The organism is Streptomyces sp. NPDC016562 (genome assembly GCF_043076955.1).
Lineage (GTDB): Bacteria > Actinomycetota > Actinomycetes > Streptomycetales > Streptomycetaceae > Streptomyces.
The window spans coordinates 119,966-144,392 of record NZ_JBIBRZ010000005.1; the positions used below are offsets into that span (position 1 = coordinate 119,966).

At 73.1% G+C, this 24,427-nt stretch carries 25 protein-coding genes and 1 tRNA gene; 14 read left to right on the forward strand and 12 right to left on the reverse strand.

All coding sequences use genetic code 11. The annotated features are described in order from the left end of the window. Position 1: 1 nt before the first annotated feature. The 6 genes from ACF059_RS22215 to ACF059_RS22240 form a co-directional block, all read right to left on the reverse strand. Positions 2-1,045 (reverse strand): phosphotransferase family protein, encoded by a 1,044-nt coding sequence (locus tag ACF059_RS22215; RefSeq protein ID WP_392059798.1) that lies wholly within the window; start codon positions 1,043-1,045, stop codon positions 2-4. Positions 1,046-1,194: 149 nt separating this feature from the next. Then, positions 1,195-2,106 (reverse strand): MBL fold metallo-hydrolase, encoded by a 912-nt coding sequence (locus ACF059_RS22220; protein ID WP_392059801.1) that lies wholly within the window; start codon positions 2,104-2,106, stop codon positions 1,195-1,197. Positions 2,107-2,232: 126 nt separating this feature from the next. Next, positions 2,233-2,529, reverse strand: a complete 297-nt coding sequence (locus ACF059_RS22225; protein WP_392059804.1) for a hypothetical protein — start codon at positions 2,527-2,529, stop codon at positions 2,233-2,235. 93 nt (positions 2,530-2,622) lie between these two features. Further along, positions 2,623-2,964 carry a DUF202 domain-containing protein gene (locus ACF059_RS22230; RefSeq protein ID WP_392059807.1) on the reverse strand — a complete coding sequence of 114 codons (342 nt, stop codon included), beginning with the start codon at positions 2,962-2,964 and terminating at the stop codon, positions 2,623-2,625. Further along, positions 2,961-3,359 carry a DUF202 domain-containing protein gene (locus tag ACF059_RS22235; protein WP_360887710.1) on the reverse strand — a complete coding sequence of 133 codons (399 nt, stop codon included), beginning with the start codon at positions 3,357-3,359 and terminating at the stop codon, positions 2,961-2,963. Before ACF059_RS22235 ends, ACF059_RS22230 begins: the two co-directional genes overlap by 4 nt. Positions 3,360-3,368: 9 nt before the next feature. Then, positions 3,369-3,899, reverse strand: coding sequence for an NUDIX hydrolase (locus ACF059_RS22240; protein ID WP_392059810.1), 531 nt, complete (start codon positions 3,897-3,899; stop codon positions 3,369-3,371). A 76-nt stretch (positions 3,900-3,975) separates the two neighbouring features. Between ACF059_RS22240 and ACF059_RS22245 the strand changes: the two genes are divergently transcribed. After that, entirely contained in the window at positions 3,976-5,631 is a 1,656-nt protein-coding gene (locus ACF059_RS22245) for an FAD-binding dehydrogenase (RefSeq protein ID WP_392059814.1), read from the forward strand. Positions 5,632-5,674: 43 nt separating this feature from the next. Here the strand turns inward: ACF059_RS22245 and ACF059_RS22250 are convergent, their stop codons facing one another. After that, entirely contained in the window at positions 5,675-6,103 is a 429-nt protein-coding gene (locus tag ACF059_RS22250; RefSeq protein WP_392059817.1) for an ASCH domain-containing protein, read from the reverse strand. 179 nt (positions 6,104-6,282) lie between these two features. On the opposite strand from ACF059_RS22250, the gene ACF059_RS22255 reads away from it, so the two are divergent. From ACF059_RS22255 to ACF059_RS22265, 3 genes are all read left to right on the forward strand, one after another. Beyond that, positions 6,283-7,227, forward strand: coding sequence for a hypothetical protein (locus ACF059_RS22255; RefSeq protein ID WP_392059820.1), 945 nt, complete (start codon positions 6,283-6,285; stop codon positions 7,225-7,227). Positions 7,228-7,305: 78 nt separating this feature from the next. Continuing rightward, the gene (locus tag ACF059_RS22260; protein ID WP_392059823.1) at positions 7,306-8,877 is read left to right on the forward strand and encodes an APC family permease; all 1,572 of its coding nucleotides are present in this window, start codon (positions 7,306-7,308) and stop codon (positions 8,875-8,877) included. Between the two features lie 207 nt (positions 8,878-9,084). Next, on the forward strand, positions 9,085-10,542 hold the full coding sequence (locus ACF059_RS22265; RefSeq protein WP_392059826.1) for an amino acid permease: 1,458 nt from the start codon (positions 9,085-9,087) through the stop codon (positions 10,540-10,542). 136 nt (positions 10,543-10,678) lie between these two features. On the opposite strand, the gene ACF059_RS22270 is transcribed toward ACF059_RS22265, so the two are convergent. After that, positions 10,679-10,763: transfer RNA gene (locus ACF059_RS22270), tRNA-Leu, on the reverse strand. Between the two features lie 167 nt (positions 10,764-10,930). On the opposite strand from ACF059_RS22270, the gene ACF059_RS22275 reads away from it, so the two are divergent. The 3 genes from ACF059_RS22275 to ACF059_RS22285 all read left to right on the forward strand — a co-directional run bounded on the left by ACF059_RS22275 (position 10,931) and on the right by ACF059_RS22285 (position 13,452). Continuing rightward, entirely contained in the window at positions 10,931-12,256 is a 1,326-nt protein-coding gene (locus ACF059_RS22275) for a M20/M25/M40 family metallo-hydrolase (RefSeq protein ID WP_392059829.1), read from the forward strand. 130 nt (positions 12,257-12,386) lie between these two features. Further along, a complete protein-coding gene (gene chpH / locus ACF059_RS22280) occupies positions 12,387-12,620 on the forward strand; it encodes a chaplin ChpH (RefSeq protein WP_360887686.1) in 234 nt (77 codons plus the stop codon). Positions 12,621-12,753: 133 nt separating this feature from the next. Further along, positions 12,754-13,452 (forward strand): chaplin, encoded by a 699-nt coding sequence (locus tag ACF059_RS22285; RefSeq protein ID WP_392059832.1) that lies wholly within the window; start codon positions 12,754-12,756, stop codon positions 13,450-13,452. Between the two features lie 66 nt (positions 13,453-13,518). On the opposite strand, the gene ACF059_RS22290 is transcribed toward ACF059_RS22285, so the two are convergent. Next, complete coding sequence (locus ACF059_RS22290; protein WP_030037337.1) at positions 13,519-13,707, reverse strand: DUF5703 family protein; 189 nt, start codon at positions 13,705-13,707, stop codon at positions 13,519-13,521. Positions 13,708-13,754: 47 nt separating this feature from the next. On the opposite strand from ACF059_RS22290, the gene ACF059_RS22295 reads away from it, so the two are divergent. After that, a complete protein-coding gene (locus ACF059_RS22295) occupies positions 13,755-14,411 on the forward strand; it encodes a hypothetical protein (RefSeq protein ID WP_392059835.1) in 657 nt (218 codons plus the stop codon). A 62-nt stretch (positions 14,412-14,473) separates the two neighbouring features. On the opposite strand, the gene ACF059_RS22300 is transcribed toward ACF059_RS22295, so the two are convergent. Then, the gene (locus ACF059_RS22300) at positions 14,474-16,672 is read right to left on the reverse strand and encodes an ATP-binding domain-containing protein (RefSeq protein ID WP_392059838.1); all 2,199 of its coding nucleotides are present in this window, start codon (positions 16,670-16,672) and stop codon (positions 14,474-14,476) included. Further along, positions 16,669-17,652 carry an aldo/keto reductase gene (locus ACF059_RS22305; RefSeq protein ID WP_366867223.1) on the reverse strand — a complete coding sequence of 328 codons (984 nt, stop codon included), beginning with the start codon at positions 17,650-17,652 and terminating at the stop codon, positions 16,669-16,671. The genes ACF059_RS22300 and ACF059_RS22305 overlap by 4 nt, the downstream gene beginning before the upstream one ends. A gap of 100 nt (positions 17,653-17,752) precedes the next feature. Here ACF059_RS22305 and ACF059_RS22310 point away from each other — a divergent pair, with 100 nt between their 5' ends. Further along, positions 17,753-18,802 (forward strand): LLM class F420-dependent oxidoreductase, encoded by a 1,050-nt coding sequence (locus ACF059_RS22310; RefSeq protein ID WP_392059841.1) that lies wholly within the window; start codon positions 17,753-17,755, stop codon positions 18,800-18,802. Between the two features lie 197 nt (positions 18,803-18,999). Continuing rightward, positions 19,000-19,788, forward strand: a complete 789-nt coding sequence (locus ACF059_RS22315; RefSeq protein ID WP_366867221.1) for a ferritin-like domain-containing protein — start codon at positions 19,000-19,002, stop codon at positions 19,786-19,788. Between the two features lie 16 nt (positions 19,789-19,804). Here the strand turns inward: ACF059_RS22315 and corA are convergent, their stop codons facing one another. Beyond that, positions 19,805-20,797 carry a magnesium/cobalt transporter CorA gene (gene corA, locus ACF059_RS22320; protein WP_392059844.1) on the reverse strand — a complete coding sequence of 331 codons (993 nt, stop codon included), beginning with the start codon at positions 20,795-20,797 and terminating at the stop codon, positions 19,805-19,807. A 76-nt stretch (positions 20,798-20,873) separates the two neighbouring features. On the opposite strand from corA, the gene ACF059_RS22325 reads away from it, so the two are divergent. The 4 genes from ACF059_RS22325 (at position 20,874) to mshC (ending at position 24,415) form a co-directional block, all read left to right on the forward strand. Then, positions 20,874-21,593 carry a histidine phosphatase family protein gene (locus ACF059_RS22325; protein WP_392059847.1) on the forward strand — a complete coding sequence of 240 codons (720 nt, stop codon included), beginning with the start codon at positions 20,874-20,876 and terminating at the stop codon, positions 21,591-21,593. Between the two features lie 76 nt (positions 21,594-21,669). Then, positions 21,670-22,260: a DUF3090 domain-containing protein gene (locus tag ACF059_RS22330; protein WP_360887657.1), complete on the forward strand. Its 591-nt coding sequence runs from the start codon at positions 21,670-21,672 to the stop codon at positions 22,258-22,260. After that, entirely contained in the window at positions 22,224-23,075 is an 852-nt protein-coding gene (locus ACF059_RS22335) for an SCO1664 family protein (RefSeq protein ID WP_392059850.1), read from the forward strand. The genes ACF059_RS22330 and ACF059_RS22335 overlap by 37 nt, the downstream gene beginning before the upstream one ends. A 110-nt stretch (positions 23,076-23,185) precedes the next feature. Beyond that, entirely contained in the window at positions 23,186-24,415 is a 1,230-nt protein-coding gene (gene mshC / locus ACF059_RS22340; RefSeq protein ID WP_361950240.1) for a cysteine--1-D-myo-inosityl 2-amino-2-deoxy-alpha-D-glucopyranoside ligase, read from the forward strand. Positions 24,416-24,427: the final 12 nt, after the last annotated feature.

Genomic DNA, 24,427 nt, shown 5'->3' on the forward strand with positions numbered 1-24,427 from the left:
CTCAGCCTTCCTGGAGGGTGGTCAGTCCGTGCTCGATGAAGACCGGGACCAGCTCGCCGATCCGGTCGAAGCCCGCACCCACGGTCTGCCCGAGGGTGTAGCGGTGGTGGATGCCTTCGAGGATCACGGCGAGCTTGAACCAGGCGAAGGCCGTGTACCAGGCGATGGCGCCCGTGTCCCGGCCGGAGCGGGCGGCGTACCGCTCGACGAGCTCGGCGGGGGCCGGGTGGCCCGGCGCCCCGCTCGTCGTGCTGACGGGAGACGCGGTCAGGCCCAGGTCCGAGCTGTACATGACCAGCAGCCCCAGATCGGTCAGCGGATCGCCCAGCGTGGACATCTCCCAGTCCAGCACCGCCCGGATCGTGTCGTCGGGGCCGCCGATCAGGACGTTGTCGAGCCGGAAGTCCCCGTGGACCACGGTCGGGGCGGGGGAGGCGGGCACGGCCCGGCCCAGCGCGGCGTGCAGCTCGTCGATCCCCGGGAGCTCCCGGCCCCGCGAGGCCGCGAGCTGCTTGCCCCAGCGGCGCAACTGCCGGTCCAGGAAGCCCTCGGGCCGGCCGAAGTCGCCCAGGCCCACCGCCCGCGGGTCCACCGCGTGCAGCTCGACCAGGGTGTCCACGAGCCCCAGCACCGCCCGCCGGGTGCGCTCCGGGCCGAGCGCGGCGAGCTCGCCGGCCGTGCGGTACGGCACCCCGTCCACGTACTCCATGACGTAGAACGGCGCCCCGAGCACGGCCTCGTCCTCGCACAGCAGGACCGGCTCGGGCACCGGCACGGCCGTGCCGTGCAGCGCGGCGATGACCCGGTGCTCGCGGCGCATGTCGTGGGCGGTGGCCAGGACGTGACCCAGCGGCGGGCGGCGCACCACCCAGCGGTCGGTCCCGTCGGTGATCTCGTAGGTGAGGTTCGACCGGCCGCCCTCGATCAGCCGGCCGCGCAAGGACCCGGCCACGAGTCCCGGCCGGGCCCGGTCGAGATGGCCGCGCAGCCGCTCCAGGTCGAGGCCCGGCGGGCCGGCCGCTGCCGGGGCTGAGGCTGGGCTCATGGGGTGCACCTCCGTGCGGGGTGGACGACGGGTGTCCGTGAGACGTCACGGGTGTTCCTGAGACATCATGCCGACCAGTCGGTATGCCGTCCAGAGGCGCGAGCCGGAGGAACACCTCCGGCCGCGCGGGTGGACGGGGGTCCGCGGGATCAGGCGTGGCAGAGGATCGGCGCCCCGCCGTTCATCACCGTCATGTCCTTCAGGACCGCCAGGATGTCCAGCGGCGCGCCCTCCGGCTCCCCGGCCAGTTCCGCGTACGCCCGGTGCACGTTCGCCACCAGCCGCTCGCTGTCCCGCCAGGCGGCGAACTCGCCGAGATCGGCCTCGCGCGCCACCTCCAGCGGGGTCAGCCCCTTCGCCCGCCCCTCCCGGGCGAGCTCGGCCACGTACCGCAGGTACCGCTCGGTGGCCTCGTAGGCCGACGGATCGGTCAGCGGCCCGTGCCCCGGTACGACGGTCTCCGCGTCCAGCGAGCGCAGCAGCTCCAGCGCCCGCAGGGAGCCGGCGAGGGAGCCCATCGCCAGGAACGGCGTCCCCCCGGCGAAGACCAGGTCCCCGGTGAAGACCACCTGCTGCCGGGGGAGCCACACGACCGAGTCCCCGGTGGTGTGGGCCACGCCCGGGTGCACCACCCGCACCTCCGTCCCGCCGACGTGCAGGGTCGCCCGGTCGCTGTAGGTGAGGTCGGGCGGGGTGATGTCTATCGCGCCGAAGTCGGTGGCGGGCCAGATCATCTCCAGCTGGTGCCCCGCGGCGAGCTGCTCGGACCGTGCGTTGTCGTGCCCGAGGATCAGCGCCTCGGGGGCGAACACGCCGTTGCCGTAGGTGTGATCGCCGTGGTGGTGGGTGTTCACCACAGTGCGCGGGAGCGGCACCCCGGCCGCCACGACCGCGTCACGCAGCGCCCGGGCGCGGCGTTCGGTGGCGGCGGTGTCGACGAGCAGGGTGCGCCCGCCGTCGCTCACGAAACCGGCGTTGTTCAGGCACCAGCCGCCGTCCGGCTGGACGTAGGCGTACACGCCCGGCGCGGGCTGGACGAGATACGGCTCTTCGACGGGCATCCGGGCTCTCCCCACATCGCTTGACGGGCGGTCAGCATCCTGCCAGCCGTCGCGGCGCCGGGGGAGAGGGGGTGCCCTGTACCGGCTGATCCCCTGTGTGGGCTGATCCCCAGTACGGGCCGTCACTCAGTGGTCGTCGTAGTGCCCGTCGTGGGCCGCGTGCCGGTGCCCGTCGTGCAGATAGTCGACGTGGTCACCGTGCTGGACCGTGTCGTGCCCGCAGTCCGCGCCATGCGCGTGCGCGTGGCCCTCGTGCGCGATGTGCCCCGAGGGCTCGCACTCGTCCCAGTGCCCCGAGTGCTCCCGGTGCAGGTGCCCGTCGTGCGCGTAGTCGGTGTGATCACCGTGCGGCACCGCCCGGTGACCGCAGTCCGCGCCGTGCGTGTGCTGATGCGTGGGATGTTCGTGGTGCATGGTCGTCATGGCGCCGACGTTAGTGCCGATCGCCGCATATCGCCCGTTGTGTCCGAGTGGCGCTCCGGCTGGAGGAAGAAGCCCGATCATCGGACCTTCGGGTCAGACGACGACCGCCATCGCGCACACCGCCAGCGCCACCGTGCACGCCGCCGCGGCCAGGGCCGCCCGCGGCGCCAGAGCCGTCGGCCGGCCCGCCGCCAGGGCCCGGATCCGCCGGTGCGCCACCCCCAGGAACGCCAGCCAGGACAACGCGATCACCGCCGCCCCCACCAGCTCCTCCGCAGTGCCCGACCCGCGCAAGGTCTGCCGCAGCGCCAGCACCAGCACCACCGCGGAGGCCAGGGTCGTCCGCCGCCAGGCGAGCCGGGTCCGCTCCGGCTGCAACCCGGCATCACGCAACTCACCGGCCGCGCCCACGCCGCCCCCGCCGGGAGGCCTCACCGGCCCCTCGTCCAGCCCAGCAGCACGACCACCACCATCGTCACCGCGACCAGCCCCACGCCCAGACTCAGCACCACGGGGAACCGCGACACCGGCAGGTCCTCGCCCCGCCGCATCGCCCGCTCGCACCGCACCCAGTGGTTCACGGCGCGCAGCGCACAGGCCGCGCCCACCCCGAGCAGCGCGAAGGCCATCCCGACCCGCACCCCCCACCGCAGGTCGGGCAGGAACTGGTCGACGGCGAAACCGCCGCCCACCAGCGCCAGCGCGGTCCGGATCCAGGCCAGGAAGGTCCGCTCGTTGGCCAGCGAGAAGCGGTAGTCGGGGGTCTCGCCCTCGTCCTTCAGCCGCGACGGTGCGAACCAGAGGCGCGCGTCCTTGACGAAGTCGATCACCCGCCCAATCTACTGCCGGAGTCCCCGGAACTCCCGCAGCCGCCGGTACGCCTCCAGCCCGTCCGGTACCCAAGGCCACTGCCCGTCCCCGACCCGCCGCTCCAGCTCCTGCGGCGAGAGGTACGCGTGCCAGGCGACCTCCGAGGCCTGCGGAGCCACCGCCTGCTCGCACCGCACCTCGTGCACGGAGGACCACCAGGCCCCGCCCGGGCCCTCGTACAGGAACTTGAACAGCGGGACGGGCTGCGGCAGCCCCGAGACGCCCAGCTCCTCCTCGGCCTCCCGCAGCGCGGCCCGGGCGTAACTCTCGCCGGCGCCCACCACCCCGCCCACGAACATGTCGTAGTGCGAGGGGAAGACGAGCTTCGAGGCGGTCCGCCGGTGCACGAAGACCCGCCCCCGCGCATCCGTGGCCTGCACGAACACACAGCGGTGGATCAGCCCGCGCGCGTACACCTCGCCGCGCGGGGCCTGCCCGACCACCCGGTCGTCCCGGTCCACCACGTCCAGTACTTCATCAGCGGCACTCACACAGGTCATCCAACCACCGCTGTTGACTGGTTACCGCTCCGTAGCCAAGGATCTGCCCCACCACCGACGGAGGACGGGTAACCGCATGACGTACGACGCAGACGTGATCGTGATCGGGGCCGGGCTCGCGGGCCTCGTGGCCACCGCCGAGCTCGTCGACGCGGGCCGCAAGGTCATCCTGCTCGACCAGGAGCCGGAGCAGTCGATCGGCGGCCAGGCGCACTGGTCCTTCGGCGGTCTGTTCTTCGTGAACTCGCCCGAGCAGCGCCGGATGCGGATCAAGGACAGTCACGACCTCGCCCTCCAGGACTGGCTGGGCACGGCCGGATTCGACCGCGCCGAGGACGCCTGGCCGCGTCGCTGGGCCGAGGCCTACGTCGACTTCGCGGCCGGGGAGAAGCGCCCCTGGCTGCACGCGCAGGGCGTCCGCTTCTTCCCCGTCGTCGGCTGGGCGGAGCGCGGGGGCTACGACGCCAACGGCCACGGGAACTCCGTCCCCCGCTTCCACATCACCTGGGGCACCGGCCCCGGCCTGGTGGAACCCTTCGAGCGGCGCGTCCGGGCCGGGGTCGCCCGCGGCCTGGTCCAGCTGAGGTTCCGCCACCGGGTCACCGGCCTCGGCGCGACGGCCGGCGCGGTCGACACGGTGACGGGCGAGATACTGGAACCCTCCGGCGCCGTACGGGGCACCGCGAGCAGCCGCGAGACCACCGGGGCCTTCTCCCTGCGGGCCCAGGCCGTCATCGTGACCAGCGGCGGCATCGGCGGCAACCACGACCTGGTGCGCGCGCAGTGGCCCGCCCGGCTCGGCACCCCGCCCCAGCGGATGCTCTCCGGGGTCCCGGCCCACGTGGACGGCCTGATGCTCGGCGTCGCGGAGGCCGCGGGCGCCAGCCACATCAACAAGGACCGGATGTGGCACTACACGGAGGGCATCGAGAACTGGAACCCGATCTGGTCCAGACACGGCATCCGCATCCTGCCCGGGCCGTCCCCGCTGTGGCTGGACGCGACCGGCAAGCGGCTGCCCGTGCCGCTCTTCCCGGGCTTCGACACCCTCGGCACGCTCGACCACATCATGAAGACCGGCCACGACCACACCTGGTTCGTGCTCAACCAGCGCATCATCGGCAAGGAGTTCGCGCTCTCCGGCTCCGAGCAGAACCCCGACCTGACCGGCAGGTCGATCCGCGACGTCATCTCCCGCGCCCGTCAGGCCGTACCCGGCCCCGTCAAGGCCTTCATGGACAACGGCGCCGACTTCGTCGTCGAACGGGACCTGTCCGCCCTGGTGCGCGGCATGAACGCGGTGACCAAGGAGGACCTCCTCGACGAGGCCGCCGTCCGGCGCGAGATCGTCGCCCGCGACCGGGAGATCGCCAACCCCTTCACCAAGGACCTCCAGGTGACGGCCATCCACGGCGCCCGCAGGTACCTCGGCGACAAACTGATCCGCACGGCCGCCCCGCACCGCATCCTGGACCCCGCGGCCGGCCCGCTGATCGCGGTACGGCTCTCGATCCTGACCCGCAAGTCCCTGGGCGGCCTGGAGACCGACCTCTCCTCGCGCGTCCTGACCCCCGAGGGCGAACCGCTGCCCGGCGTCTACGCGGCGGGCGAGGCGGCGGGATTCGGCGGCGGCGGGGTCCACGGCTACCGGGCCCTGGAGGGCACCTTCCTCGGCGGGTGCATCTTCTCGGGCCGGGCGGCGGGCCGCGCCGCCGCCGACGCGGTCGCCTGACCGCCCGCGCCACCGCCTGACCGCCCGCGCGACCGCCTGACCGTCAGGCGGACAGCCGCTCGGTGACCCGGAACCGCTCCGCGACGACCCGCGTGTCGTCGTCGACCGTGAACCCCGGGTCACCGAGCGCCGCGCGCAGCGGCCCGCTGTGCCAGAACTCCTCGTGCGCCCGACGCCATTCGGCCACCGACGCGTACCCCTCGCCCTCGTCGAGCGCGTGCCGCAGCCCGACGTCCCCGAGCCGCAGCACCTCCACGCCCGTCACCTCCACCACCGCCACCCCGCGCTCCTCGGAGTCCACCAGCAGGCTGCGGGCTCCCGGCTCCGGCAGGGCCTCGCCCTCGGCCTCGTACTCCGCGAGGAGGCCGGTGGTACTGGTCTTCGCCCCGCTCAGCGCGGCCGCGACCAACCGGTCGCGCAACGGGCCGGGGAACCCCAGCAGGTACGGGGGCAGAGCGTCGGATGCCGTCATGCGGCCCACTCTACGGTGGGCGATCGAAGGCCCCGAAGCGCCGCATCCGACACAACTCACACGACCTCCAGACCAGTTGAAACCCGCCACGCAGTGGACTGGACCTTGACGTGGAGCTGTGCGTACCGCTTTGCTGTGCGTGATCACCGGCCGCCCGCGTCCTGGAGGGATACCCGCGGATGTCCCCGCCTCCGCCCCTCGGCCGCGCCCGCAAGCGGGACGCCCAGCTGTTCGACCCTGCCCTGTGCGACGCCGAACTCGTCGACGTCCGCAGCCAGTTCAACCAGGGACGCTGGGCCAGTGCCCGCTCCCTCCTCGTCGGCACCGGCGACGACTGGGACCGCCGGGGCCACCGCGTCGTCGTGCTCGCCCAGACCCGGGCGGCCACCGCCTGGGCGCGGGAATGGCTGCTCGCCGAACCGGAGAGCGCCGACGCCGCCACCCTGCTCGCCTGCGCCGCCGTCTTCGACGCCCTGCGCCAGCAGGGCGCGCCGGCCGACGCCGAGGAGGCCTGCCGCCGGGCCGCCGCCCTGCTGCCCGCCGACCCCACGCCCTGGCTCGGACTGCTGCTCCTCTCCCGCACCTTCGGGACCGAGGAGGAGTTCAGCCGTCACTTCGACCAGGTCCGGGCCCGCCACCGCGAGCACCACCACGCCCACCACCTGATGGTCGCCCGGCTCGCCGAGCGGGCCCTCACCTCCGGCCACGACCCGCTCCACGAGGTCTACGACTTCGCGTCCTGGGCCGCCGAGGAGTCCCCGGCCGACTCCCCGCTCGCCGTGCTCCCCGTCGTCGCCCACGCCGAGCGCTACCGGGTGCTCGCCGCCACGTACGGCCACGGCCCCGAGGCGGCCGCAGCCCACTGGGCCGGCCGCCGCGCCCGCCAGGTCCTGCGCTCCGCCTTCGACTGGTGGCTGGAGTGGGAGCGCGAGGACCACCCCCGCAACCGGGTCGACCTCAACTTCCTGGCCCACGCCAAACTCTGCGAGGGCCGCCCCGCCGAGGCCGCCGCCCTCTTCCACCGCATCGGCAGCCACGCCACCCGGGCCCCCTGGTCCTATCCGGACCGGGACCCGCACAAGGCCTTCCTCGCCGCGCGGAGGGTCGCGCTCGGCACCGCCTGACCCCCTCCTCCGCGGCGCCGGACGACCCCCTGGCTCCGCGGAGCCCCCGAAGGACCCCACCCCCGAAAGGACGGCGCCATGCCGACGGGCAGATCCACCACGCTCCAAGACCCGGCCGAGATCCGTACCTACAAGGGCCAGGACCGGGCCCTGCGCGCCGACCGGCTCGGCACCGCGGGCCTGCTGCTCTCCGTGCTCGCCGCCAGCGCGCCGCTGATGGTGGTCGCCGGTGTCATGCCCACGACCTTCGGGGTCATGGGCATCGTCGGCCAGCCGCTGCTCTTCGTCATCCTCGGCGTCGTCCTCGCGCTGTTCAGCATCGGCTACGCCGAGATGAGCCGGCACGTCCACAACGCCGGCGCCTTCTACGCGTACATCGCGCGCGGCCTCGGCCCCACCGCCGGCGCGGCCGCCTCCCTCGTCGCCCTCATCGCGTACAGCGCCATGCAGGTCGGCGTCTACGGCATCCTCGGCTTCGAGATCTCCAGCCTCTTCGCCACCTATCTGGAGATCGAACTCGCCTGGTGGATACCGGCCCTGCTCGCGGTCGCCGTCACCGGAGCGCTCGGCTGGCTCAAGATCGACCTCAACGCCAAGGTGCTCGGCGTCCTCCTCCTCATCGAGTGCGCCCTCGTCGTGGTCTTCGACGTCGCCGCCCTCACCGAGCCCGGCCCCGAAGGCCTCTCGCTCCACGCCTTCAACCCCGAGACGCTCAGCGGAGCGGGCCTCGGCACCGCCCTGTGCTTCTGCATCGCCGCCTTCGTCGGCTTCGAGCAGTCCCCGGTGTACGCCGAGGAGACCAGCAAGCCGCACATCGTCGTCTCCCGCGTGATGTTCCTCGGCGTCGGCTTCGTCGCCCTCTTCTTCGCCTTCAGCGCCTGGGCCCTCACCGTCGCCACCGGCCCCGCCGAGGTCGTCAAGACCGCCGGGGAGGCCGGCCCCGGCCTCCTCTTCCAGCTCACCGAGACCCGCCTCGGCGCCACCTTCACCGACGTCCTGCACGTCCTCTTCGTGACCGGCATGTTCGCGGCCATGCTCAGCTTCCACAACGTGGTCGCCCGGTACGCCTTCGCCATGGGCCGCGAGGGCCTGCTCCCGGCCGCCTTCGGCCGCACCAACCCCGGCACCGGCGCCCCCGCCACGGGCTCCCTGCTCCAGACCGTCATCGCCGCCCTCGTCGTGATCGCCTTCGCCGTCACCGGCGACGAGGCGCCCGCCGACCCCAGCCTGCCGGTGCAGCTGCCCGACCCGACCACCCCCGTCCTGCACCTGTTCACCTGGATGGGCAACGTCGGGGCGCTCGGTGTGACCCTCCTCATGGCCGCCGCCTCCTTCGCGGTCATCGCCTTCTTCGTCCGCCGGGGCACCGCCGCGGCCCAGGTCTGGCGGCTCGTCGCCGCCGGCGCCGCGGGCCTCGCCCTGCTCGGCATCGCCGCCTACACCGTCAAGGACTTCGACGTCCTGGTCGGCGCCGAGAAGGGCTCCGCCCTCAGCTGGCTCCTGCCCGGCGTCATCGGCGCCGCCGTCGTGATCGGGCTCCTGTACGGAGTGGTGCTGCGCCGCGAGCGCCCCGAGGTGCACGCCCGCATCGGCCTGGGGAACGAGGCCTTCCGCCTCGATCAGGCGGCCGAGACCACGCCCGGCGACTGACCCCGCATTCCTCCTCAGACCAAGCCCCCGACAACCGTTTCCAAGGTCATCGGGGGCTTCGTCATGCGAGGGGCGATTTTGGCAGGCGGCGGACCCTCATGGTCTCCTGGGGCGACAAAATCACCGGACCATGACACAGGGGACACCACCCAGCTCCCCTGCGCCCGGTCCGGCCTGCCCGCCCGACCCACGAAGGCGAAGTCATACATGAGTGACCTGAGTGACCTGAGTGACCGCACCTTGACCGAGGCACCCGCCCCGGCGCCGACCCGCCACGTCGACGCCGGTGACGAGGGCTACAGCAAGGACCTCAAGTCCCGCCACATCAACATGATCGCGATCGGCGGAGCGATAGGCACCGGCCTGTTCCTCGGCGCCGGCGGACGCCTCGCCGGCGCCGGCCCCTCCCTCGCGATCGCCTACGCGGTGTGCGGAGTCTTCGCCTTCTTCGTCGTCCGTGCGCTCGGCGAGCTCGTCCTCTACCGCCCCTCCTCCGGTGCCTTCGTCTCCTACGCCCGTGAGTTCATGGGGGAGAAGGGCGCCTACACGGCCGGCTGGCTGTACTTCCTGAACTGGTCCACGACCACCGTCGCCGACATCACCGCCGCCGCGACCTACGCCCACTTCTGGTCGCTGTTCACCGACGTCCCCCAGTGGGTCCTCGCCTTCATCGCCCTCGCCGTCGTCCTCACCGCCAACCTGATCTCGGTGAAGTACTTCGGCGAGATGGAGTTCTGGTTCTCCCTGGTCAAGGTCGCCGCCCTGGTGGTCTTCCTGATCGTCGGCATCTGGCTCGTCGCCACCAGCCACGAGATCGGCGGCCACACCCCCGGCCTCGCCTCCGTCACCAACAACGGCGGACTCTTCCCCTCCGGCGTCCTGCCGATGCTCCTGGTGATCCAGGGCGTGGTCTTCGCGTACGCCTCCGTCGAGCTCTGCGGAGTCGCCGCCGGCGAGACCGAGAACCCCGAGAAGATCATGCCCAAGGCGATCAACTCGATCATGTGGCGCGTGGGCCTCTTCTACGTCGGCTCCGTGGTCCTGCTCGCGCTGCTGCTCCCGTACACCGAGTACAGCTCCGACCAGAGCCCCTTCGTCACCGTCTTCGACAAGCTCGGCGTCCCCGGCGCCGCGGGCGTCATGAACCTGGTCGTCCTGACCGCGGCCCTCTCCAGCCTGAACTCCGGCCTCTACTCCACCGGCCGGATCCTGCGCTCCATGGCCATCTCCGGCTCCGCCCCGAAGTTCACCGCCCGCATGAACAAGGGCCGGGTCCCCTACGGCGGCGTCCTGTTCACCGCCGCCTTCGGCGTCGCCGGCGTCGGCCTGAACTACTTCATGGAGGACGAGGCCTTCGAGCTCGTCCTCAACTTCGCCTCGCTCGGCATCCTCGGCACCTGGGCGATGGTCATGATCTGCTCGCTCCACTTCTGGCGCCGCGCCCGGCAGGGCCGCCTCCAGCGCCCCGCCTACCGGCTGCCCTGGGCCCCGTACACCCAGGTCGTCACGCTGGTCTTCCTCGTGGCGGTGCTGGTCCTGATGTGGTGCGACGGCGGTGTGGGCCGCACCACGGTCATGTTCGTCCCGGTCATCGGCGCCGCCCTCGTCGGCGGCTGGTACCTGGTGCGCGGCCGGGTCGCCGAGCTCGCCGCCGCGCGCGACTGACGCCCCCGAGCCCGTACGGAGCCCCGCGCGCGGGGCCCCGTACGGGCTTCTCCGTACCCCGGCCCCGCGACGTACCCCTGCCCCTCGACCCCCGGCCCACGCAAAAGGACCCCGCCGAAGCGGGGTCCTTCTCTTGTGTCCGAGGGGGGACTTGAACCCCCACGCCCGATAAAGGGCACTAGCACCTCAAGCTAGCGCGTCTGCCATTCCGCCACCCGGACAAGGTGTCTGTCTCGCGTCCCTCGCGGGCCGTTCCGACGTGGAAAACATTACCAAACATTCCGGGGTCCTCGATCACACCCCCCGTCGGCCGGGGATCGCCCTTGGGCGCAGCGGCCGGGAGCGGGAGGATGGAGGCGTTCGGTACCGATCAGTGGGAGGAAGCAGCGTGAGCGAGTCGAGCGCGGGCAGGACCGTCTCCGGTGAGGACGAGGTCGTCGACCTCTGCCGGGACCTCATCCGGATCGACACCAGCAATTACGGAGACCACTCGGGCCCCGGAGAGCGCAAGGCGGCGGAGTGGGTCGCCGAGAAGCTCGCCGAGGTCGGGCTGGAGCCGCAGATCTTCGAATCGCACAAGGGGCGCGCCTCGACCGTGGCGCGGATCGAGGGGGAGGACCCCTCGCGGCCCGCCCTGCTGATCCACGGGCACACCGACGTGGTCCCGGCCAACGCCGCCGACTGGACCTACGACCCCTTCGCGGGCGAGATCGCCGACGGCTGCGTGTGGGGCCGCGGCGCGGTCGACATGAAGGACATGGACGCGATGACGCTCGCCGTCGTGCGCGACCGGATGCGCAGCGGGCGCAAGCCCCCGCGCGACATCGTGCTGGCCTTCCTCGCGGACGAGGAGGCGGGCGGCGTCTACGGGGCGCGGCACCTCGTCGACAAGCACCCGGGCCTGTTCGAGGGCGTCACCGAGGCGATCGGCGAGGTCGGCGGCTTCTCCTTCACCGTGAACGAGAACCTGCGGCTCTACCTCGTGGAGACCGCCCAGAAGGGCATGCACTGGATGCGGCTCACGGTGGAGGGCACCGCGGGCCACGGCTCCATGACCAACAACGACAACGCCATCACGGAGCTGTGCGAGGCCGTCGGGCGGCTCGGCCGCCACCAGTGGCCGGTGCGGGTCACCAAGACCGTGCGCCACTTCCTGGACGAGCTCTCGGACGCGCTCGGGACCCCGCTGGATCCCGACGACATGGACGCCACGCTCGCCAAGCTCGGCGGCATCGCCAAGATGGTCGGTGCGACGCTGCGCAACTCCGCCGCCCCGACGATGCTCGGCGCCGGCTACAAGGTCAACGTCATCCCCGGCCAGGCGACCGCCCACGTCGACGGCCGCTTCCTGCCGGGCTACGAGGACGAGTTCTTCGCCGACCTGGACCGCATCCTGGGCCCGCGCGTGAAGCGCGAGGACGTGCACGCCGACAAGGCGCTGGAGACGGACTTCGACGGCCGGCTCGTGGACGCCATGCAGAGCGCCCTGAGGGCCGAGGACCCGATCGCGCGCGCGGTCCCGTACATGCTCTCCGGCGGCACGGACGCCAAGTCCTTCGACGACCTCGGCATCCGCTGCTTCGGCTTCGCGCCGCTCCAGCTGCCGCCGGAGCTGGACTTCGCCGGGATGTTCCACGGCGTGGACGAGCGCGTGCCCGTGGAAGGGCTGAAGTTCGGCGCGCGGGTGCTCGACCGCTTCATCGACAACGCCTGAGAATCGCGAAGGTGTGCGCATTCCACTGAGAAGAGTGAATGCACTCATACGCTCGTAGCCCCGGTGATCCCTCCTCGTTACAGGTGGTGCGGTCCGCGGCTGGGACCGCACTTGCCTACTAGGAGGAACAATGCTCAAGAAGGTTGCTGCTGCTGCGGCTGCCACCGGTGGTCTGGTTCTCGCGGGTGCGGGCCTGGCTGTCGCCGACGCGGGTGCCCAGGGTGCGGCCATCGGCTCCCCCGGTGTCCTGTCCGGCAACGTCGTCCAGGTTCCGGTTCACATCCCCGTGAACGTCTGCGGCAACACGGTGAACGTCATCGCGCTGCTGAACCCGGCCTTCGGCAACACCTGCGTCAACGCCTGACGCGTCTGAAGACCTGGCCCCGGAACGCATTCCAGCGTTCCGGGGCCGCCGGGCTTTCCGGCACGGAATCTCATCTTCGGCGCAGCAGGCGGGGGAGCCTGGCCGAAACGTACACACCAGGGGACGAGTACAGATGCGACGACAGGCACAGGCCACGAGGAAGACCCTGATCACCATGGCCGCCGCGGGGGGTGTTCTGGCCCTGGGCGGGGGATACGCACACGCGGACTCCGCCGCCACGGGACACGCCGTGAACTCTCCGGGCGTGCTGTCCGGGAACAACGTGCAGGCGCCCGTGGAAGCGCCGGTGAACGTATGCGGGAACACGGTCAACGTGATCGCGCTGCTCAACCCGGCCTTCGGGAACCAGTGTTCCAACGGCCCGGCCCGGCCCGGGCGTCCGGACCACCCCGGCAACCCCGGCAACCCCGGCAACCCCGGCAACCCCGGCAACCCCGGTCACCCGGGCACGGAGAACCCGACCACTCCGGGTCACCCGGGCACTCCCGGCGGGCACCACCCCGGCAACCCCGGTCACCCCGGAACGCCGGGCACGCAGCACCCGACCACTCCCGGTCACCCGGGCACTCCCGGCGGGCACCACCCCGGCACGCCGGGCACGGGCACTCCGGGCACGCCCGGGACGCCCATCGGCCCCGGGGCGGGTTCCGTCACCCCGGTCACCCACCCCGCACCGGCCACCGGCACCACCGGTGCACCGGTCCTGGCCGCCACCGGCAGCGGTGACGTGCTGACCGCCGGTCTCCCGCTCGCCGGCGGTCTGCTGCTGGCGGGCACCGTGCTCTACCGGCGCGCCCGCAACGCCGCCTGACGGCCGCTCACGACGCGGGTCCCTTCCCCGGCTGGCGCCGGGAGGTGCCCCCCACCGGGACCCGCGTCACCAGGTCGCGCGGACCTGCCGGATGATCCGGCGGCGCAGTCGCACGCGGCGGCTGCCGTCGCGGTGCAGGCTCAGGCGGTCGATCTCCCAGTTCCCGTACTCGGCATGATCGGTCAGCAGGCGGGTCGCCTCCTTGCGTGGAACGCCGCGGGGCACGTACACGTCGACAAATTCGTATTCCGGCATCGCATCTATTGTGCGGGCAGAGCCCTGCTACGGATAGCGTCTCCCCTATGTCTGATGCCGCTCTGCCCACTGTTGCCGAGGTACGCGCCGCCGCCGAGGCGGTCAAGGCCGCGCTCGACCGTCACCTCGCCGCGGTCGAGCGCAGGACCGGGGACGAGGACCCGGACGTCTACGCCGCCTTCAACGAACTCGCCGCCGCGGCCGAGGAGTACGACGAACTCCTCTACGACCGCTACGACGAGGTCACCCCCTTCGAGATCCCCACGCCGGAGGACGGTGTCCCGTACACCGGCCCCGCCGAGCCCGCCGCCTTCAGCGTGCTCATCCGCCGCGACTACGCCGTGGTCGAACCGCCGCGGCTGATCGCCCAGGCCGAGCGCGTCGCCGCGCACGACCGGGACGCCGAATTCGTCCACGACGGCGGCACCGCCGACGCGCTGGGCGTCCTGTTCGGGGAGTACGAGCCCGACGAGATCGCCGCCCGCTCCAAGGACTTCGGGCTGGAGGAGCACGATTCCACCCTCTGGATCGCGGCCACGGAGGAGGTGGCGGAACCGGGGGAGTGGCTGAGCACGCCCTTCGGGCACGTCGATCCGCAGGACGTCCTGCACCGGTTCGACGTCAGCTCCGTCTTCGACGAGGGCGACGACGAAGAGGAGGACGACGACGAGACCGCCGCGGAGCAGGGGCTAACCACGGCCTGATCACGCGCCGGCCGCCGTGGCCCCCGCCCCGCAGGGCCGGGGCCACGGCGCCGCCCCCGCTCCTACTCCGGCTGCCCGCCCGCCGCCGCCAGGGCCGTCAGCAGGCCCGTCAGCCGCGTCGTGCGCGGCTTCGCCGGCACCTGCGCCACCGCGTGCGCCAGCGCCTGGTCGACGCCGTGCACCACCGACAGGTGCCGCTCGGCCCGCCCGAACGCGGTGTAGACCCAGTCCCGCGACAGCGACTGCGCGGCGTCACCCGGCAGGACGACGACCACCGCCGGCCAGCGCAGGCCCACGGCCTGATGCGCCGTCACCGCCCAGCCGTGGCGCACCTGCGACTCGACCAGGTCCTTCGGTACGACGATCCGCGCGCCCGCGCGGTCCAGGTGCAGCCCCTGCGCGTCGGCCGACACCACCCGGGCCGCCAGCGCCCGCCCGGGGGACGGCACGTGGACGACCCGGTCGCCGGGGTCGAAGCCGCCGAACCGGCCGGGACCGGGGTTCAGCCGCTCCTTCAGGGCGGCGTTCAGCGCGCGGGTCCCCGCGGAGCCGCCGTGGCCCGGGGTGATCACCTGCACGCCGTCCGCCGGGATCTGGAAAGCCCGCGGAACGGACTCGGCCACCAGCTGCACGGCCCGGTGCACGGCCTCCCCGGCGTCCTGCACCGGGACGATGACGACCTCCTTGCCCGGGGCGTCGACCTGGTTCAACTCCCCGATCCCCACTCCGGAGACGAGCTCCCCGAGGGGACCCGGATCGGGGGTGCGGGACACCACCTGGGGGCAGGTGCGGGCCGCCAGCACATCGGCGAACACCCGGCCGGCCCCCGCGGACCCGAGCACGGCCGGGTCCCCGGAGAGCACCAGCCGGGCCCCGTCCGGGACGGACTCGACGAGGGCCGCCGCGCTCTCCACGTCCAGCTGCGGGGCGTCCAGCACCACGAGCAGGTCCAGCTCGAACTGCCCGTCCGCGTCCCGCCCGGGCCCCTCGGCCCCGGCCAGCAGCCCCGCCACGGTCACCGCGCCCTCGCGCGGCGCGTGGCCGGCCACGCAGACGCGCAGGCCCAGCTCCCGGGCGGCCGCGGCCAGCGCGAGCGGCTCGGCGCGGGCCGCCTCGCCGCCGGTGTGGGTGACCAGGCCGTGGCCCGCGGCGGCGCGGATCAGCTCGGCGCCCGCGCCCGTGGCGGCCTCGTCCCAGTCCGCCGGGCCCTCGAAGGTGGTGGCGAGCCGGGCCAGGCCGTCGGCCAGGCTCTCCTCGGCCATCGCGGCGCCCTCCAGGCCCACGAGGATCCTCACGGGCTGTTCCTCGTCCTGCGCGACGGGCGGTCCGAGCGGTTCGTGGAAGACCAGCACCGAGCCCTCGGCGATGGCCTGCTCCAGCGCCTCGACCGGATCCGGTACGCCGTACTGGGCCAGCGCCTTCTGCAGGACCGGGGCCTCCAGGGCCGTGTGCCCCTTGAGCCCGGCCTGGGCCAGCAGCCAGCCCACCAGGGCCGTCGTGCGCCGTTCGTCACCGGGACCGGCCCCCGGACCCAGCAGGGCCCGGGCGAAACCGTCCGCCTGGGCAGGGCGCACGGCGGGGAGCGCCAGCAGCCGCCAGGGGTTCTCGGAGAGCTGTTCGGCCGCGCCCTCGCCGAGGGCCGCCGCGGCGGCCCCGGCCAGGGCCTCCGGGGCGCCGCCCCGGGCCAGCACCTCGCGGACGGCGCCGACGTCCGCGACGGCGGGCGCCGGCGCCGGCGGCGCGGGGGCGGGCCGCTGGGGCTGCGCGGGAGCGGGCGCCGCCCGGCGCGGGGAGGCCGGGGCCTCGTCGAAGTACACGGCGGGCGGCTTCGCCCCGCTCTCCACGGCCCGTACGGCGGCCAGCAGGTCGGCGGCCTTCCCGCTGAGCTTGGCCCCGGCCTCGACGGGCGCCTCGCGCTCGGCCTTGCGCCGGGCGATCCGCTCCCGCTCGACCTTCTGCGCGGCCAGTTCGGCCTGGGCCTCGCTGAGCGCGGGAGCCGCCGCGCCGGGCTCGGCGGCCTCGGCGGCCGCATCCGGCCCGGCCGCCGCGTCGGGTTCGCCGGCCGCGTCGGGCTCGGCGGAGCCTTCGGCCCCCGACTCCCCGTCCCCGGCTCCGTCCGTTTCCCCTGCCTCCCCGGCAGCGGGGGCGGGAGCGGGGGCTTCGGCCTCGCCGGGCCCGGCCGCCGGGGCCTGCGCGGCGGCGGGCTCGGCGGCCCCTGCCTCCGCATCGTCCGCGGCGACGGCGTGGCGGTCCGTACTCACAGCGTGCTCCAGTCCTGATCGGGATAGCGGTGCACCGGGGCCGAAACATCGTCCAGCGCCCGGCAGATCTCCTCGGGAAGACTAAGCGCCTCCACCGACAACGCCGCCGCGAGCTGGTCGGACGTCCGCGCGCCGACGATCGGGGCGACCACGCCGGGCCGGTCCCGGATCCACGCCAGGGCCACCTGGAGCGGGGTCACGGCCAAGCCCTGGGCGGCGGTCGCCACCGCGTCGACGATCCGGCCCGCCGCCTCGTCGAGGTAGGGGTCCACGAGGGCGGCCAGGGACTCCGAGGCGCCCCGGGAGTCCGCCGGGGTGCCGTCCCGGTACTTGCCCGTCAGCACCCCGCGGCCCAGCGGGGAGGAGGGCAGCAGCCCGATCCCGAGGTCCAGCGCGGCCGGCAGCACCTCCCGTTCCACGCCCCGCTGGAGCAGCGAGTACTCCATCTGCGTCGAGGCCAGCCGGGTCCGTACGCCGGGCGCCGCGAGCTGCCAGGTCGCCGCCTTCGCCAGCTGCCAGCCACAGAAGCCCGCCACCCCGGCGTACCGGGCCCGGCCGCTGCTGACGGCCAGGTCCAGCGCCTGCAGGGTCTCCTCCAGCGGGGTCGACGGGTCGAAGGCGTGCACCTGCCAGAGGTCGACGTGGTCGGTGCCCAGCCGGTCCAGCGAGGCGTCGAGGGCGGCGAGCAGATGTCCGCGCGAGCCGTCGAACCGCCGGTCCGGGTCCGGGACGCTGCCCGCCTTGGTCGCGATCACCAGGTCCCGGCGCGGGACGAGCCCGTCCATCAGCCGCCCGAGGAGGTACTCCGCCTCACCGCCCCCGTAGACGTCGGCGGTGTCGACGAGCGTGCCGCCCGCCTCCCAGAAGGTCTTCACCTGTTCGGCGGCGGCTTCCTCGCCGGTGTCACGGCCCCAGGTGAGGGTGCCGAGGCCGATCCGGGAGACGCGCAGTCCGGTGCGGCCGAGATGCCTCTGCTCCATGAGGGCTGAGACTACTGGGGCGCTGACGCGGAGGTCCCTGGCGCGCTACAGTCCCCGCAGACTCACGTTACTGATCGGTAAACCGGTAAGGGGACGACACATGCGGCTCGGCATCAATCTCGGTTACTGGGGTGCGGGCATGGACGCCGACAACCTCGCCGTCGCCCAGGAGGCCGACCGTCTCGGCTACGACGTCTGCTGGGCCGCCGAGGCCTACGGCTCCGACGCCCCGACCGTGCTGGCCTGGGTCGCCGCCCAGACCGAGCGCATCGACGTCGGCTCGGCGATCCTCCAGATCCCGGCCCGTCAGCCCGCGATGACCGCCATGACCGCGGCCACCCTCGACTCCCTGACCAAGGGCCGCTTCCGGCTCGGCCTCGGCGTCTCCGGCCCCCAGGTGTCGGAAGGCTGGTACGGCGTCAAGTTCGACAAGCCGCTCGCCCGGACCCGGGAGTACGTGGAGATCGTCCGCAAGGCGATGAGCCGCGAGCGCCTCTCCTACGAGGGCGAGCACTGGACCCTGCCGCTGCCGGGCGGCCCGGGCAAGCCGCTCAAGCTGACCGTCCACCCCGAGCGCGAGCACATCCCCCTCTACATCGCCGCCATGGGGCCCAAGAACCTGGAGCAGACCGGCGAGATCGCCGACGGCGCGCTGCTGATCTTCCCGGCCGCCGAGCACCTGGAGGCCACCGCGCTCACCCACATCCGGGCGGGCCGCGAGAAGGCCGGGCTGAGCATGGACGGCTTCGACGTCTGCCCGACCGTGCCGCTGGCCCTCGGCGAGGACGTGAACGCGCTCGCGGACATGTTCCGCCCGTACACCGCCCTGTACGTGGGCGGCATGGGCAGCCGGAAGCAGAACTTCTACAACCAGCTGGCCCAGCGCATGGGCTACGAGAAGGAAGCGGCCGAGATCCAGGACAAGTACCTGGCCGGGGACAAGGCGGGCGCCGCCGAGGCCGTCCCCCACTCGCTGATCGACTCGACCACGCTGCTCGGCCCGGTCGCGCGGATCGCGGACGGCATGCGGGCCTACGCGGAAGCCGGGGTCACCACCCTGACACTGGCCCCCGCCGGATTCACCCTGGACGAGCGGATCGCCGCCCTGCGTGCCGGCACCGAGGCCATGGAGCTGGCCGGTCTCGCCTGAGCGCACGCGGTGGGGAGAAGAGGTCTGCGGCCGTGGTGGGGGCTCGGGGGGTCTTCCCCGCCACGGCCGACACAGCCAACAACGCGCGGGGCGCCCGCGGGGTTACGCGCCGTGGGCCATCGCCTCGTTTCGTTCATTCGGACGAGTAGTGCGACCTATCGGTTGCCCGCCCCGGTGAGCGGCGTTTGACTCGTTGCATGCTCTCTGCCCGCAGCCTGTTCCAGGAGATCGTCGACAACGACGACTCCTTCCAGCTGTTCTGCTCCATCGCCGCCAGCGGCGAGACCCAGGGCGGCTGGGAGAACGCCCGTATCGCGGCCCTCGTGCCCGACGGCATGCGCTACCTCGCCCCCAAGATCATCCGGCACGGCGCCGACGAGGACAAGCACGGCCGGATCTTCAACGCCCTCCTGCGCAAGCGCGGCCTGCCGCCCGTCCCGGTACCGCCCGAGACCGACTACACGATGCTGCTGGAACGCCGCGGCATCGGGCTCGCGCACGACAAACTGCGCCGTCAGGAAGCGCTGACCGAGGAGGACATCGTCGTCTACCTCGCGCACAGCCGGGTCACCGAGCAGCGCGCCGCCGACCAGATGGACATGCTGGTCACCTACTTCGGCGACCATCCCGAGGTGGGCAAGGCCATCCACATGATCAGCAACGACGAGGACAACCACCTCTCCTACTGCCACGAGGAGCTGCTGCGGCTGGCCCGCGCGGGCCACGGCCGGACCATCCAGCGGGTCCTCCGCGAGAGCGCGCTCACCGAGATCGCCGTCTACCGCGACGTCAGCCTCGCCGTCATGGACCACATGGGGCGGCTGCTGCACTGGCCCGCACCGAAGGCGGCCCTGCTCGCCGCGGGCATCCGCGCGATGTACGCCTACGAGCGCTTCAGCGGCTGGCACCGGATGGTGAACCTGCGGATGCCGGAGCGCCGTGACGCCCTGGGCGGCGCACCGGTCACCTCGCCCGAATTCGCGTAGCCCCCACCGGGCACCCCTAGAGCCAGCCCCGGCGCTTGAACAGCCGGTGCAGGCCCAGACAGGCCGCCACCATGACCACCAGCACCGCGGGATAGCCCCAGGGGTGCCGGAGCTCCGGCATGTGGTCGAAGTTCATCCCGTAGATCCCCGCCACCATGGTGGGGACGGCCGCCATCGCCGCCCAGGCCGAGATCTTGCGCATGTCGTCGTTCTGCCGGACGCCCATCTGCGCGAGGTGCGCGGACAGGGCGTCCGACAGCAGCCGGTCCAGCCCCTCGATGTACTCGTTCGCCTTGGTCAGGTGATCGGCGACGTCGCGGAAGAACGGCTGGGCGTGTCCGTGGACGAAGGGCACCTGCCCGAAGGCGAGCCGGTCCATCGGCTGGAGCAGCGGGCTCGTCGCCCTGCGGAACTCCAGCACCTGGCGCTTGAACGCGTAGATCCGGGCGGCGGTGTTCTTGGTGTCCGAGGCGTTCGGGGCGAAGACCTCGGCCTCCAGCTCCTCCAGATCGGCCTGGAGCTCGGCCGCCACCTCGATGTAGTGGTCCACCACCGCGTCGCAGACCGCGTACAGCACCGCCGTCGGGCCGTGCCGCAGCACCTGTGGCTCCTGCTCCAGCCGGTGGCGCACGGCGGCCAGCGGGGCCCCCTCGCCGTGCCGGACGGTGACGACGAACGAGTCGCCTATGAAGACCATCAGCTCGCCCGCGCTCACCCGGTCGGCAGCCTCGTCGTAGAGCACCGGCTTGAGCACGACGAACAGCGAATCGTCGTACACCTCCAGCTTCGGGCGCTGGTGGGCGGTCAGCGCGTCCTCCACCGCCAGCGGGTGCAGACCGAACTCCCGGCGGACGTGGTCGAACTCCTCGGACGAGGGCTCGTGCATGCCGACCCAGATGAAGGCGTCACCGGTCGCCCTCGCCTCGTCGAGGGCGTCGGAGAAGTCCTCCGGTCCCTCGGTACGGCGGCCGTCCCGGTAAATCGCGCAGTCGACAATCACGCGGCGCATTCTTCCCTGCCACGGCCCCCGCACGCACGTGACACCGCGCGACGCTCTTCACGGCCACCGCACTAGGCTCTGGTCCATGGCCACGCTGATCCTCGTACGACACGGGCGGTCCACCGCCAACACCGCTGGGCTGCTCGCCGGATGGACCCCGGGAGTGGCCCTCGACGAGCGCGGCGCCGAACAGGCCGCCGCGCTGCCCGGACGGCTGGCCGGGGTGCCGCTCGCCGCCGCCGTCACCAGCCCGCTGCAACGCTGCCGGGAGACCCTCGCGCCCCTGCTGGCCGCCAGGCCGGAGCTGGAGCTGCACACCGACGAGCGGATCGGCGAGTGCCACTACGGCGACTGGTCGGGCCGCAAACTCGCCGAACTCTCCGACGAGCCGCTGATGAAGATCGTCCAGCAGCACCCGTCGGCGGCCGCCTTCCCCGGCGGGGAGTCGATGCGCGCCATGCAGGCGCGCGCCGTCGAAGCCGTACGGGAGTGGAACGCGCGCGTCGAGGAGACGCACGGGAGCGAGGCGGTCTTCCTGATGTGCTCGCACGGCGACATCATCAAGTCCCTCGTCGCGGACGCCCTGGGCATGCACCTGGACCTCTTCCAGCGGATCCATGTCGACCCCTGCTCGGTGACCGCCGTCCGCTACACGCCCACGCGGCCGTTCGTGTTCCGCCTGGGCGACACCGGGGACTTCGGCTCGCTCGTGGTGCGCCCGGCCGCGCCGGAGGCCGTCGCATCGGACAAAGACGCCGAAGCCGCCGGGAACGCCGTCGTGGGCGGCGGCTCGGGCGCGGCATGATCGGACGGCGCAGTAGGGTGGACGGGCCCACACACGGGCGCAGAGCTGCCCCGCCACCGAGACTTGGAGACTGGACGTGCCCCGTCAGGTGTTCCTCTACGACCCCCCGGACCGCTTCGTGGCCGGCACGGTCGGCCTTCCGGGACGCCGTACGTTCTTCCTGCAGGCCTCCGCGGGCCCCCGGGTCACCAGCGTCTCCCTGGAGAAGACCCAGGTAGCGGCGCTGGCCGAGCGGATGGACGAGCTGCTGGACGAGGTCGTACGGCGGACGGGCGGCAACGCCCCGGTCCCGGCCGTCGCCCCGGCCGAGGCAGCCGACACCGCGCCCCTCGACGTCCCCGTCGACGAGGAGTTCCGCGTCGGCACCATGGCCCTCGCCTGGGACGGCGAGGAACAGCGGATGATCGTCGAGGCCCAGGCCCTGGTGGAACTCGACGCCGACTCCGACGAGGACCTCGCCGAGGCGGAGGAGCGCATGCTCCAGGACGAGGAGAACGGCCCGCCGATGCTGCGGGTCCGCCTCACCGGCGCCCAGGCCCGGGCCTTCGCCAAGCGGGCCCTGGACGTGGTCAACGCCGGCCGCCCGCCGTGCCCGCTGTGCAGCCTGCCGCTGGACCCGGAGGGACACGTGTGCCCGCGCCAGAACGGCTACCGGCGCCAGGCGTGACCGACACGGGGGAGCGTGAGCACCTGCTCGCCGAGGGCGAGCTGACGGTCGTCGGCCGGATCCGCGAGGCGTCCAACGCCGTCCTGCTGTGCAGGGTCGAGCACGAGGGCGCCGGCGCCGACTGCGTGTACAAGCCGGTCAAGGGGGAGCGGCCGCTGTGGGACTTCCCCGACGGGAACCTCGCCCGGCGCGAGGTCGCCGCCTACCTGGTCTCCGAGGCCACCGGATGGGGCCTGGTACCCCCCACCGTGCTGCGTGACGGCCCCTACGGCGAAGGCATGGTCCAGTGGTGGGTCGAGGCGGCGCAGGAGGACGGCGGGGCGTCCGCGCCGCCCCCGCTGCTCGCCCTGGTCGACGGCGAGGAGGCGGGGGAGGGCTGGAAGCCCGTCGCGCTCGCCGAGGTCGCCGAGGGCCGCACGGCCCTGCTCGTGCACGCCGACCACCCGGACCTGCGCCGGCTCGCCGTGCTCGACGCCGTGATCAACAACGGCGACCGCAAGGGCGGCCACCTGCTGACCGCGCCCGACGGGCGGCTCTACGGCATCGACCACGGCGTCAGCTTCCACGCCGAGGACAAGCTGCGCACCCTGCTGTGGGGCTGGGCCGGCGAGCCGCTGACGGACGAGGCGCGCGAGGTACTGGCCCGGCTGGCCGCCGAGCTGGCCGAGGGAGCCCCCCTCGCCACCCGGCTGGCCGAACTGATCACACCGGCCGAGCTGGCCGCCGTACGGGACCGGGTGGCGCACCTGCTGCGCACCGGCACCCACCCCGAGCCGTCCGGGCAGTGGCCGTCGATCCCCTGGCCACCGGTCTGAACCGGCCACCGGCCACACGCACAGATCCGGCCAGACCGCAAGAGTGCCGATCAAGACAACACCGCAGGTCCGGTTCGTTTCCGGAACATCCGTCCGGTTAGGCTCGTGGCATGCATGCCTGGCCCGCTTCTGAGGTCCCCGCCCTTCCTGGCAAGGGCCGCGACCTCAAGATCCACGACACCGCGACCCAGGGGACGATCACCCTCGACCCCGGTCCCGTCGCCCGTATCTACGTCTGCGGCATCACCCCGTACGACGCGACCCACATCGGTCACGCGGCGACCTACAACGCGTTCGACCTCGTGCAACGCGTGTGGCTCGACACCAAGCGGCAGGTCCACTACGTCCAGAACGTCACGGACGTGGACGACCCGCTGCTGGAGCGGGCGCTGCGGGACGGCCACGACTGGACCGAGCTGGCGGAGCGCGAGACCGCGCTCTTCCGCGAGGACATGACGGCCCTGCGGATGCTGCCGCCGCAGCACTACATCGGAGCCGTCGAGGCCATACCCGGGATCGTGCCGCTCGTCGAGCGGCTGCGGGACGCGGGCGCCGCGTACGAGCTCGAAGGCGACGTCTACTTCTCGGTCGAATCCGACCCGCACTTCGGCGGGGTCTCGAACCTCGACGCGCAGGCGATGCGGCTGCTCTCGGCGGAGCGGGGCGGCGACCCCGACCGGCCGGGCAAGAAGAACCCGCTGGACCCGATGCTGTGGATGGCCGCGCGCCCGGGCGAGCCGAGCTGGGACGGCGGCTCGCTGGGCCGCGGCCGGCCGGGCTGGCACATCGAGTGCGTGGCCATCGCCCTGGACCACCTGGGCATGGGCTTCGACGTCCAGGGCGGCGGGTCGGACCTGGCGTTCCCGCACCACGAGATGGGCGCCTCGCACGCGCAGGTCCTGACGGGCGAGTTCCCGATGGCCAAGGCGTACGTGCACGCCGGCATGGTGGCGCTGCACGGCGAGAAGATGTCGAAGTCGAAGGGGAACCTCGTCTTCGTGTCCGCGCTGCGGCGCGCGGGCGTGGACCCGGCGGCGATCCGCCTGGCCCTCCTGTCGCACCACTACCGGGCCGACTGGGAGTGGACGGACGAGGTCCTCGCCGAGGCGGTGGCCCGCCTGGAGCGCTGGCGCGCGGCCGTGTCCCGCCCGGACGGCCTGCCGGCCGACGCGGTCGTCGAGGAGGTCCGCGCGGCCCTGTCGAACGACCTGGACGCCCCCGCCGCACTGGCGGCGGTCGACCGCTGGGTCGAGGCGCAGAACGCCTCGGACGGCGACGACGAGTCGGCCCCCGGCCTGATCTCCCGCACGGTCGACGCCCTGCTGGGCGTGGCCCTGTAACGTGCGGCGCCC